Raw genomic sequence first — 13,084 nt, 5'->3', positions numbered from 1 at the left:
AATGGCTGTAAATATAGCTTTTTTAGTGATTGACTCCTTCAAATAAGTCCCGGTTATCCCGTGAATTTTGTGAACTCCGTTTGAAATGATTAAAGGTGTAGCTAATAGATAGAGTGATAACCGGGAATTTCGGTCGTATATGTGTGACCGATTCCAGATTGGGAGTGGTGATGTCATTCTTATAACGGGCGGAATTAAATATATCCCGGAAGGACAAGGTGGACTGCAGATTAGAGCCAAACCATTGCTGGCGAATAGCCAGATTGACGAACCAGAAAGAGTCCGAGCGGCCTTGTGTTGTTACTGAAGGACCTACAAAGTTTCCATCCAGCTGAATACGGGTATTTTTGCAAATACGGAGAAGATTATTCACGGTAATATCATAATTAGTGCTGGTTTCTTCTTTTCCTCCGGAATTGATATTGTTTACTACCTTATAATAGTACACATTTCCGTTTACGTTCAGGTTCCACCATTTATTTACGATGAATTGTCCACTCAATTCCATGCCTAAAGCGTGATCGTTTCCTACATTGGCCATCGAATCTAATGTAACTCCTGCTTCGTAGGGCACTCGCAAGCGTTCAATCTTATCTTTGCGCGACCGGTAAAACAGACTGGATTGCAATACTTGTTCACCGATATTCTTTTTGTAATTCAGTTCGTAGGAATGTATATATTCGGGACGTATGTCGGGATTTCCTATTTCGGCCGTATAATAATCACGGTAAGTGATATAAGGCTCCATGTAAAAGAGTTCCGGACGATTGGTACGATACGAGTAGGCAAATGTCAGTTTCTGTTCGTGAGGTAATGTATAACCGACGTGTATGGAGGGGAATACTTCGAAACGGTTTACCGTGCGATTGGCTCCTTCGATAGAACTTCGCAGTACTTGATGGGTATGTTCTCCCCTTAAACCTGCCTGTATGTCGAACGCTTTGTAGCTATCGCTTCCCATCAGATAAACCGAATGGATTCCGCGTTGGAAATAAAATGTGTTGTAGATGTCTTCACGCCAATAGAACTCTTCTTTCGCCGGATTCCAGAATTGCATGCTGTAATCACCATCCTCCAGGTAAGAGTGATATTGATAACCACTTTCCAAGAGTCCGGTTTTGCTATAAGGGTAATTGTAAATAAGATCACATTGTATGGTCCGGCGTATTTCATCTTCCCAGGCACGATGGCCTTGTTGACGTTGCCCTTGTTTGTCGAAAAGATCACTCTGGAAATACTCGAGAGGATCTTGTTCAAAACCTGCCATGAAACTTCCGGTAAGTGTATGTCCGTTGTCGTTGAACTTATGCGAAAATCCGGCTTTTCCGATATTAACTGTTGAATGTAGGTCGAAATCATCCCGGCTATTGTTATTGTGCGGAGTAGATGTACCATTGCCATCCGTATGTGTTTCTGTATAATCCAAGTCTCCTTCCCGGGTGAACTTATCATAAACGATTTGCAGTTCTGCATTGACTGATGTCCGGGGAGAGAAAGAATAATCAATTCCTCCCCGTAAACCATAGTGATAATTTTTTCCTTTTCTGGGACCGATGGATGTGGAAGTGGTGGTTATGTGATCGACAATGGTTGTTTTTCTCTGTTCGAAGTCGCTCTCACGTATGGGCTGGTTCCAGTGTCCGGCAAGATGCCATTGCAATTTGTTGTGTTGTTGGGATAACAGGAAGTCGACGCCGTTGGAAAGAGCTGTACTGCCATATACATTTATCATGCCATTGATACCCTGTTGCTTGTTTTTCTTGGTGATGATATTAATCATGCCGACTTCTCCGTCTGTGTTGTAACGTGCAGAAGGAGTCGTTATAATTTCGATGTTTTCTATTTGTCCGGCGGGTATCTGTTGTAGTGCCTGGCTTCCCGAATAGAAGCTTGGTTTTCCGTCGATATATACCTTGAAACCACTGCTTCCCCTGAATGTCACTTCTCCGTCTGCATCCACCCGGATGGCAGGAGTGTTTTCCAGAATATCGACTGCTGTTCCGCCGCTGCTCATCAGTGCATTGGATGCATCAATGATCTTTTTATCTAATTTGTAAACGACCTGTCTTTTAGTTCCTTCTATCACCACTTCGGTGATACCGATCTCTAAAGGTTGCAATTCTATGATTCCCAAATCCAGTGCAGGAGCGGAAGAGGAACGGCTGATGATTGAATCTTGGGTGTAAACATCATATCCGAGAAGTCTTACCATTAAAGAATACTTTCCGGCTCCGATGTCGGGTAACAGGAAATGCCCATTGGATTCTGTGAGAACATGGGATACCGTGACTGTTCCTTCTTTCAACAATATGACGTCGGCAAATTCTATCGGGTTTCCCGTTCCTTTTTCGCGAATGTTTCCTTTGATTTGTGAAGCTGTTGCCATAAAAGAATGGAAACAGAACATAAAGAAGATGAGAGTGAATGTACTTTTCATGATAAATGTTTTAAATGTGATGAGGCAAAGGTATTCAGACACTTTATATCCGGAGAATAGCACCTTTAAAATATGATACCTGTGTCACACAGAGAGATACATTTGTCACTGTGAGACATAACTATGAGGAGAAATAAGTCTATATTTGTCCATGATTTCATTATGCGGTATAGATAACAGAGAGAAAACGGTTGCTTGTTTGCTACTTTCTCTATTTCTTTTGCAGGTTGCCGTATCTGCAAAAGCTTTCAACCTGCGGAAGATTAATAATTCGGAGAATCTTTCCAGTGGTATCATTTCTTCTATCCATCAGGATGAGAAAGGATTGATTTGGATCGGTACAAACCGGGGACTCGATATGTATGACGGCAAACGTGTGATGAAATATGGTCCGGAACATAACGAGAATTTCTTCACAGGCAGCAACATTCATAAAATCATGCAAGTGAATGATAGCCTGTTATGGCTCCAAACCTATCATGGGTTACATAAAATAAATCTTGAATCGTCGGCAATAGAATCCTTTGATATGTTCAACCGGATTTCTTTTTTGAACAAGGACTGCTATGGCAATATCTATCTGATACAGGGGAATTATTGCATTTATTATAAGTTGAAGGATCAGGAACGTTTCGAACAGGTATTTGTTCCTGGTTTAAGAGCGAATGATATTGTCGCCTTTTTTACTGACAATGCAGGAAAGTTGTGGATATTCCAGAAGAATGGTGTCGCTCTTTGTTTTTCTATACAGATTAGTCGGCAGGGGACGATAAAACTGGAACCTTCCGCCGGATATAAGCATTCGGCAGGTATTAGGTATGGAATAAGTGATGATAGTTCTGTTTTTTATTTTGTGGATGATACATATACACTGTATGAGTTTGACACATCGACTCAAAAACTGCTTCTCGTTTGCGACTTAACAAAACATATAGCAGGAAAAGACGAAATCAGTTCATTAATCAAGTTTCATCATGATTATTTTATAGGATTTAAGACGAAAGGGTTGTCTTTATTGAGGAAGAATGACCGGGGGTATGTTCTTGAGGAAGTGAATGTGCCGGGAGGAATCAGTTGCATCTATAAGGATAAATATCAGGATTTGGTATGGATTGGTACTTTAGGGCATGGCATATATCTTTATTCAAATGATATGTATTCCATTCAATCTTTTCACTTGAGTGACTTTATACCTGATTTACATCAGTCTGTAAGTGCTTTATGGGTAGATAAAAAGAATACATTATGGTTAGGTACCAGAGGAGAAGGAATTCTACAGATAGATAATTTTCAGGTGGATAAGAAAGTAGAAGACCATGAACTGAAATTGTTAACTGCCGGTAATAGTCAGTTGCGAGATAATGTTATTCTTTCTTTGGACGAAAGCAGGCAGGGGAATCTTTGGATTGGGAGTGAAAAAGGGCTTACCTATTTTGATAGTGAGAGGAATCGTGTTTTTCCTGTTCCCTTGTCGAGTGGTGGGAAAGAGATTGAATTTATATCGGACATTTATGAAAAGGATTCGCTATTGTGGGTTTCTACGATGGGGATGGGAATTATAAAGGCGCATATTGAATGGCGGAATGGTACACCTTTACTTACGGTTATCAAGCAGTTCTCTGTGAAAGATGGGGATAGGTTCGCGAATTGTTTTCAGGATATTTATCCGGAGGGGGATTCCGTATTATGGTGCATGAATAGGGGAGAAGGGGTTTATAAATTACATGTAAAAACTTCGAAATTAAAGAATATCCGTTTGGAAGGATATGCAATCAATGAAACCAATGTAATGCAGAAAGATTATCATGGGAATTATCTGCTTGGAACTAATTTTGGTCTTGTGAAATATAATCCTACGGGTTATAAGGTATTGAATGAAGCGGGTGATCTTTTTTCCAATAGTGTATATGGCATTCTTTTTGACTCCTATTCTGACTATTGGTTGAGCACCAATCGCGGATTGATTTCATACAACACGGATACAGAGTCTATCAGGAGCTATGACCACCATGACGGACTTTCGGTACTGGAATTTAATGAAGGAGCTTCTTTCAGAGATGCAAAGAATGGGATTCTTTATTTTGGAGGCACCAATGGTTTTGTTACCGTTGAGAGGAATTACTTTGATGAGGGACAACATTATATGCCGCTAATCTATTTTAAGGCAATAACTATACGGGAACAGCAGTTTCCGGTAGAGAAATTTCTTTCGCAAGAAGGAAATAATACTTTTCTGGAATTATCCCATGAACAGAATTTTTTCACTCTTTCTTTTGCAGCTATCGATCATTTGAATGGGAATAGTCATTCTTACTATTACAAGTTGGACGGTGAGGGGAAAGGATGGACATACAATGGAAACTCCAACGTCATATCATTTGCTGACCTCCATCCCGGTAATTACAGACTGTATGTGAAGTATTATAATAAGGCATTAAGGAAAGAAAGTTATATCTGTAAAATGGATATCAAAGTACTTCCGCCCTGGTATGCATCTCATTGGGCTTATGGTGCCTATCTTTTGTTTGCATTGGCTGGCATATTGTTCATAGTCAGGATGTGGATGGCTCATCAGAAAAAAAAGAAGAGGGAGCAGCTACAGAAGATAGAACAAAAGCATAAGGAGGAGATATATGAATCTAAACTTCAGTTCTTTACTAATATATCGCATGAGTTCTGCACACCGCTAACGCTTATTTACGGACCGTGCAACCGGCTTATGGAGCAAAAAGGGCTTACCGAATCTGCTAAAAGATATACATCTGTAATCAGGCAAAATGCTGAAAGGTTGAATTCTCTGATTCAGGATTTGATTGAGTTTAACAGAATAGAATCCGGATACAAAAAGCCGGTCATCGTCCCTGTGGATATAACGGCTATAGCCAATAAACTGGTGGAGTCATTTACGGACATGGCAGAATCACATAAGATTTTCTTAGAAAAAGATATCTCTCCTTTTCTAAAGTGGAACTCGGACAAGGATTTTATAGTGACGATTCTTTCTAATCTCCTGTCGAATGCTTTCAAATATGCAGGGAATGAGAAGATAGTAAGAATAAAGATTGGAATGGATCAGGACAACTTGTGGATCATCGTTTCCAATACAGGGAAAGGAATAGCCGAAAAAGATATTTCAACTTTGTTTGACCGTTATCGTATCTTGCAGCATTTTGAAAAGAACGATCACTTTTGGTCGCGAAACGGATTGGGTCTTGCCATTTCTCATAATATGGTTCATCTGTTGGGTGGCAGTATCAAAGTGGAAAGTATTCCGGATGATTGGACACACTTTCGGGTGCAGTTACCATCTCTTGAATCGTGTGTAATGGCAGCTGATAAAGGAGAACCGATCTCCTTGCCCGACTACAGATTAGATTATCATTCTGCTTTGTCAATTCCTCCAAACAATATGGATGAATTAAAGCCGACTATTCTCATAGTGGATGATGAAATAGAGATCCAATGGCTGATCGTTGACATATTTAAGGATGATTATAATGTGTTGACGGCAACCAATTCTGTGGAAGCATTGAAAATATTGAAAGACGTCTATCCGGACATTATCATTAGTGATGTGGTTATGCCAGGCATAGATGGATTGGCCTTTTCGCGGGAAGTGAAGTCGGATGAGGCTACAGCTCATATTCCTTTTATATTCTTGTCCGCAAAGCGGGATGTCGGAATACAAACAGAAGGACTGGACGCAGGTGCGGAAATTTATATAACTAAACCTTTCGACGTCGATTATTTAAAATCTTCTGTTCGACGTTTGTTAGAGAGAAAAGAGAGCCTGAAAGAATATTTCTCATCTCCTTTAAGCTCATATACCTTGAAAGATGGTAAACTGTCTCATAAAGAGCATCGGAAATTCGTGAATGAGATTCTACGGATTATCAATAAAAATATTAGTAATAAGGAATTGACGGCTCATACGATTGCAGAGAAAATGAACATCGGTATTCGCTCTTTCTATCGTAAATTGGAAGAAATTGAAGGTGTGACTCTAACTGATTTAATCTGTGATTGCCGGTTGGCAAAAGCGACGGATTTATTGCTGAAAACGAAACTCACTATTGATGAGGTCGTTTTCCAATCCGGTTTTACCAACCGTTCCACTTTTTATAGGGCATTCTCGAAGAAGTATAATTGTACTCCGACAGAATACAGAAGGGAGCATGCGCAGGTGGTGATTTAGATTATAACTTTATCATCCACGAACAAGATTCCTCCTATTTGGAGGCAGGAATTTCCTTATCCAATCATATTTATAATGGATAAGGACTCTTGGGAAAGAATTAATGGTAAATCATATCATTTAGCTTATTCCAGTACGAGTTCTATAACAGGTACTTCGACGTTAGGACGTTCTACTGGTAAAGTAATGATGATGTCATCAGCTCCTGTGTTCTCTGTCATGTGGCTTCCCTTTTGGGTTTCTGTTCGAAATTTTAGCTCTGAATTGTCATTCAATAATTGAGCATATTTGATTTTTCCTTTGTATTGTTTTAAATATAAGGATTTAAATGGCCATTCTAAAACATGTATGTATAGCCGTTTAGTACTAGGGTTATATGTGAGAATGCAATTGTTAGGGCAAGAGTACTCTGATGGGGCGGCAGTACATCCATAAATAGAATTACTGTGAAAGCGCATCCAATGTGCCAAGCCATTTAAACGTTCTATTGCGCGTTCATCAAAAACACCTCTTGCTGTTGGTCCAACATTCAATAGTAGGTTTCCTCCTTTACTTACAGTTTCAGCTAACATTACAATTAGTTGATGTACACTTTTCCAACTGTATTCATCACGGTTATAACCCCATGAACCGGAAAAAGTTTGGCAGGTTTCCCAAGGAACTCGTAGGTTATTTATGGTAGGCCATTGTTGTGGCATAAATTGTTCTGGGGTGATGTAATCCCATCCTTGATTGTTTTCTGCTAATCCGAGTCGATTGTTTATAATGATTTGTGGCTGTAATTTTCGTGCTAATTTGATAATGCCTTCTGCATCCCAGTCTTTGCTGTTTTTACCATTTTCTCCTTCAGCATAGGTATAATCCATGAAAAGTTCATCAATTTGTCCGAATTCGGTGAGCAATTCGGTTAATTGATTTTTCATATATTCCCGGTAATTTGCCATATTACGGTTTTTATTCAGTTCTTTCAATAATTCAGGATTTTGCGGCATTTGTGGATGATTACGGTCGATGGTAAAATCAGGATGATGCCAATCCAGTAGTGAATAATAAAATCCTATGCGTATGCCTTCGTTACGGAAAGCATTAACCAGTGGTTTTAGAATATCCTTTTTATAAGGTGTATTGGTTATTTTGTAATCAGTATATTTGCTGTCCCACATGCAAAATCCATCATGATGCTTAGTGGTGAAAACCATATATTTAACCCCGGCTGATTTTGCCATATGTGCCCATTCTTCCGGATTGTATAAATCGGGATTAAATAAGTCTTTGTATCGGTTATAATGTTCATCGGACATTTTTTCTCTACTCTTTACCCATTCGTGACGGGCAGGCATGGCATAAAGCCCCCAGTGGATAAATAGACCGAATCTGTCATGCGTCCACCAAGACATACGTTCTGTTTTATTTATGGGAGAATCAGACTGCCTTTGTGAAGGGGGAGTGGCATTCATTTTCTGACAAATGAGAGATAGAAAAAGGAAGGTGTATATAATAACTCTTTTCATATTTATTGTTTTATAGGTAATATTTTGTTCATTGAATCAACGAAAATAGCTGCCATTCGTTGCTGCATATATGAGTGTTCTCCCCGTATGGGATGATGTCCATAGGCTATACCTTCTGTCACTTGGATATCCGTGGAATATAGTTGGCTGAATGGCTTTTGGGTGACAGGATGCAATACATTTTTTGAAAATCCGATATATTTATCAAATTCAATTAAAGGAAGTCCCCATTTAGCAGCAAGCTTTCTAATGCTTGCATTATAAACGGTACGGCAATCATGCCAGTGAGTACATAATACAATAATTGCAGGCTTACCATAAGGAGTATTATAGTATTTAGATGTAGTGTCGTTGCGTAATTCATAACATTCTGTAATATAGCGTTTGATGACATAATCATAGGCGGCCGCATAATTGCTACGATCAAACGGAACTTCGTAATTTGTGTATTTGTCTTTTAACTGAAGTTCTTCATACACATCTTTATTATGCACTTGCATAATGACTAATGCATCAATTTCTTCCAATTCTTCTTTGGAGTAAAGAGTACCATCCGCCATTCGGTTGGCAGTGTTTGCTATGGCTTCCCCGCCTATAGCCCGGTTAATGGCTTGTGCATTCAGTTTACGGCAACCAATTTCAAACCATCCGTTTTGCGGAGAAGCGAATGAAGCTCCCGTCAATAAGATTTTGTATTCTGTTGATTTTGATGAGCTCTGTGCTATTGCTATTCCAATGAAAATATGGAATAACAATACGGCTAGAAATGTCTTTTTCATATTTTTTTATGGTTTATCTATAGTTCTGTATTTATCTACGGTAGGATTTAAACCTTGCTTTAAATCGTGATAAAGTGGAGGATTGTTGAAATCAAAACTATAAGGTTCATAGAGCGTAGCACAATCCGGATGCGTTTCTGCAAATAGTTTATATTCTTTCCATAACCGATCATAATTGTCGATGGCTTTGCAAATACTCTTTGTGTCGTACTGTCCGCTCATGTCTCCTTCGTAACCCTTGAGCATGATAATCCATCCTTGTTCATATATCGAATATAAAAGGAATCCGTATTCAGCAGAAGTTTGTAAGTAACGTCTTAGTTCCAGATTACCTGTTTGTATTTTATTAGCAAGTGAAACAATCTCTTTCCAGATAGTAACACTTTGAGATTTTTCCAATAAAACTTTGTGAGTCAGGTCTTGTTCTATAATTGTTTTGAGATTCTGCTTTAATTCCTTTTCTCCTCCGATGAATTGATCTCTTGTCCACCATACATTGATAGGTAAGACTAAAGAAGCTCTCCCTCTGACAATAGCGTCAGCGGACAAAAGAGAGAGACGGTGGAAACGTTCTACATCTTTTCCCTTGAATCCATTGACTATGGCGTATTCTTTGAATAAATCTTTTTCCGGTAATGACATATGGTTTGCCCAATTAGCAAGTATTGCCACGTTGACGTCGCACCATAATTCATTTTTAATGTAGGGACCTCTCCAACCTCCTCCTCTTGACCACGTCCAGATACCTGCAAAATTAGAATTTGATTTTAATTGGTTCAAACAGTAAGGTTGAGAGTCTGATTTCAATTCCTCAAATCCATTCAGTACGCCATCTGCAATATAATTGGGGTATGCTCCTTTACCTTCATATTCACGTTGGCACTCAATTTCTACAATTTGTTTGTGTTTACCTATTCCTAATGTTGGATTGAATTTATAAGTACGATGATAATCTCCTTGTACGTGTTTTATACATAGATATAGGTTGGGATGAGGCTCAACACCATTTGTCACAGAAAGATAGTATTGAGGATTGATATGAAAATAGCCAAAATCCCATGTACGGTAGAATACTTTTTTATTTTGATGTATGCATACTTCTTCTCTCAATAGGTTCATTAAGTTGCGGTGTATCTTTTCTCCTCCATCTGTTTTATAAGTGGAATTATGCTCCCAGGATTTTTCGTTTCTGGGTATGGGACCATTACCTGTATGATAGGGTGTGTTTTGTAGGTAAGTTTCTCCTACACGAATAACCAAACCGTCAAGTTTTGGAAAACGTTCAAATATTTCTCGAAGCATGATTCGGTGTATCTCTTGTGTTTTAGGACGAGTGAAATCAATGCGTCCTGATGTATCACAAATCTCATTTTTATAAATTTCTACCAGATGTTTGGGAAGTACGATAATATCAGTAAAGTAGTATGCTTCCAATCCTGCTTCATGGATAGCTTCAATTTTATTTTCTATACGTGCGGCAACAGAGTCGCTCCATTGACGTTCTTTAGAACCGATAGGGCATATTTTCGGATTTAAACTGCTATATGTTATAGCAGTATGCACTGATTGGAATTCATTAACTACTTGGGCGTTAAAACCATACTGTGCTAGATTTTGGGGTTCGTTGAACCATGTGTTTGTGAAAGCCTCACCTGGATTATGGTGAACCATATCCATGATGATGGGAGCTTGAGCAAACAAGCAACTCCACAGTGTGTTGGCTAGCAAAAGGACCGGAAATAGGTGTTTTCTCATGATGATATTATTGATTATTATTAGTAACTTGTTGATCTTTAATAGAATCAAATCCCTCTTTTTGTTGCTGTATAGAGTTTATTAATAGTATTCTGTCTGGTAGAGAAGTGCGATATTTATCTGTATATAGTCCGCATTTCTCTAATTGATATTTTTCTATAGAGTCAACTCCTTGTATGTTTTTTAAGCTCTTTAGAATCGATATTTCCTGAAAGTTTAAATCCGGAATTAGTAAATTCGTATTGTTTCCAAAGTGTGAATATTGAAAATCTTCATCTTTCCCTTCTTTTCGTAATCCACAACGACAATTGATAAATGTGTTATCTGCTATACTGTTATCAATGGGTAATTCCAAATGCTCGGTTTGTAGAAACTTACTAATTCCCGGATAGGTGTTGTCCCAGTTTCCTTCGTTAATTTGGAAAACATCGAATAGATGACTGAATTCAGGGTTTTGTGCATTGTAATTTCGCTTTTTGCCACGGGCATCAATACTTATGCCTGCTGCACTGCAATTAAAGTATAGATTATTGTGAATATAATTACAATGTCCTCCTCCAACGATAGTGCCAGAAACAACTTGGTAGACCACATTGTTATAAATTGAATCTCCGGCATGTCCATCGTCTGCATATAGGGCATTCGCTCGTGGTGAATGATGAATAAAGTTGTAGCGTAGAACATTACCTCGTGAGGTCCAATCCCAACGGCTATAAAAGGCCCCGACGTCACCTGTAACTTGAGCTATGTCGAATACTTCATTATATTCCATAATATTGTTGTTTCCTCCATAAATGAAAGCTGCGTGAGGAGCATTGTGTACTAGATTGTGCCGGACTGTGATTCCAACTGCATTGCCTTCTTCTACTCCGATTCCTGTAGTAAAAGCTCCCAGTTTTACGGCCGGTGCATAACTACGTTGAATTTCGCCAAAACGAGTGAAATAATTATTTTCTATTAAATGTTTACAAGGAACCAAATTTTTTCTATTACCTCCAGAGACTTCAATGCAGGTACGTCCAATGTAGTCAAAATTATTACTTTGTATTCTATTTTGTTTTCCTCCCTGAATGATTAATGCATTTCCTAATATATTTTTGAAGTTACATCCGGCAACTAAACAGTCTGTGGCATCTTTTATAATGATACCGTTGCCTAGATGATTTTTAAAGGAGATATTCTCTATTTTTATATGACTGGAATTTGTAATATTAATCAATGGAGTAATATCTGATACGATACTTAGTAAGTTCTCATCGAAATGTTGGGGAGGGAAAAGATACAACTTTTGAGTTGTAAAATCAATACACCATTCTCCCGGCTGATCTATTTCTTCGAGCAAGTTCTCTACATAATATTCTTCTTTTCCCGAACCGTATGGTCGATGATATTTAGAACCGATACCGCCAAATATACCTACATCTTTTCCATTCTTTGTTTCTATCCCTACGCTATGAGTGACCGTTTGTTTAATGGGATTGATTTCTTTTATACGTACTGTCCAAGCTTGCCAGGGGATACGCCAGTATCCTGTAAACCATACACCGTCCTTTACGGTATTTACCCATTTGGCATGTTCTGGATCGCTATATTCAAAAGTTCCTCCTTGTTCAGCTGTTCCAAAATTATCTATAACCTTTTTCATATACAGATAACCTTTGTTAGGATAGCGTGAAAGGGGGAGTAACTCATTGTTGTAAATGAGTTGTGGAAAGTTTTTCCGTTCTTTCATTAAAGCGGGAAAACTCGGAATGTTGATACCTATTTCCGATAAATCTATCTCCATAATCTTTTCTTGAGCCTTCGGATGAATTCTACTTTCTATTTGGATATCTCTAACTGGTTTTAGTTTCCCTTTCAAAGGTTTATCGCACCGGAATTGTACCTTTCCTGGATTTTTACCTTTTATTATTACTCCTTTCTTACAGTCTTTTATTTCTATACTCTTATTAAGAATATAATCTCCATCATGAAGTAAAATGGAGCTTCCATTCATTGCAGCTTTCTCAATGGCTGTTTGGATGGAGTTTTCTCCTTGAAGTGGAGAAAGCTGGATAATACTTTGTCCCAAACAGGGAAATGAGAAAATACAGGCTAATAATAAAATAAGTAAATGTTTCATTGTATTATATTGATTATTGGAAATTGAACAAGTGCAAAAGTACCGTGATTTAGCCAATCTTTTTAATAAAGGTATTTCAAAATATATGAGATTTGTTTCATGAGTTATTCGAAGTATTTTATATCATTGCAGAAAATATGAAAAACATGGCGGTTGAAACTGACATAAACTATTTGATTTTGCACATCATGTAACATGTATTATATAAATGTAACCAGTGTTGTGACGAAGATGCTATTCTCATATATTTTGAAGCATGAGTGTTAATTGCCGTGCTATCTAATG

6 protein-coding genes are annotated in these 13,084 nt (G+C 38.2%); 1 reads left to right on the top strand and 5 read right to left on the bottom strand.

Translation table 11 applies throughout. The annotated features are described in order from the left end of the window. Window positions 1-22 precede the first annotated feature (22 nt). Complete coding sequence (locus H8796_RS00980) at window positions 23-2,437, bottom strand: TonB-dependent receptor domain-containing protein (RefSeq protein ID WP_117936245.1); 2,415 nt, start codon at window positions 2,435-2,437, stop codon at window positions 23-25. Window positions 2,438-2,588: 151 nt separating this feature from the next. On the opposite strand from H8796_RS00980, the gene H8796_RS00975 reads away from it, so the two are divergent. Continuing rightward, window positions 2,589-6,632: a response regulator gene (locus tag H8796_RS00975; protein WP_117936243.1), complete on the top strand. Its 4,044-nt coding sequence runs from the start codon at window positions 2,589-2,591 to the stop codon at window positions 6,630-6,632. A 125-nt stretch (window positions 6,633-6,757) separates the two neighbouring features. Here the strand turns inward: H8796_RS00975 and H8796_RS00970 are convergent, their stop codons facing one another. The 4 genes from H8796_RS00970 to H8796_RS00955 are packed head-to-tail and all read right to left on the bottom strand — an operon-like array spanning window position 6,758 to window position 12,799. Beyond that, window positions 6,758-8,143, bottom strand: coding sequence for an alpha-L-fucosidase (locus H8796_RS00970; RefSeq protein WP_117936241.1), 1,386 nt, complete (start codon window positions 8,141-8,143; stop codon window positions 6,758-6,760). A 2-nt stretch (window positions 8,144-8,145) separates the two neighbouring features. Beyond that, the gene (locus tag H8796_RS00965; protein ID WP_117936239.1) at window positions 8,146-8,922 is read right to left on the bottom strand and encodes a DUF5040 domain-containing protein; all 777 of its coding nucleotides are present in this window, start codon (window positions 8,920-8,922) and stop codon (window positions 8,146-8,148) included. A 6-nt stretch (window positions 8,923-8,928) separates the two neighbouring features. Beyond that, complete coding sequence (locus tag H8796_RS00960; protein WP_117936237.1) at window positions 8,929-10,677, bottom strand: hypothetical protein; 1,749 nt, start codon at window positions 10,675-10,677, stop codon at window positions 8,929-8,931. 7 nt (window positions 10,678-10,684) lie between these two features. Then, complete coding sequence (locus tag H8796_RS00955; RefSeq protein WP_117936235.1) at window positions 10,685-12,799, bottom strand: right-handed parallel beta-helix repeat-containing protein; 2,115 nt, start codon at window positions 12,797-12,799, stop codon at window positions 10,685-10,687. Window positions 12,800-13,084 lie beyond the last annotated feature (285 nt).

The sequence above is a fragment of the Bacteroides sp. M10 genome (genome assembly GCF_014334015.1).
Lineage (GTDB): Bacteria > Bacteroidota > Bacteroidia > Bacteroidales > Bacteroidaceae > Bacteroides > Bacteroides intestinigallinarum.
The sequence above is the reverse complement of the archived record's forward strand: the minus strand, read 5'-3'. Positions and strand labels throughout refer to the sequence as shown.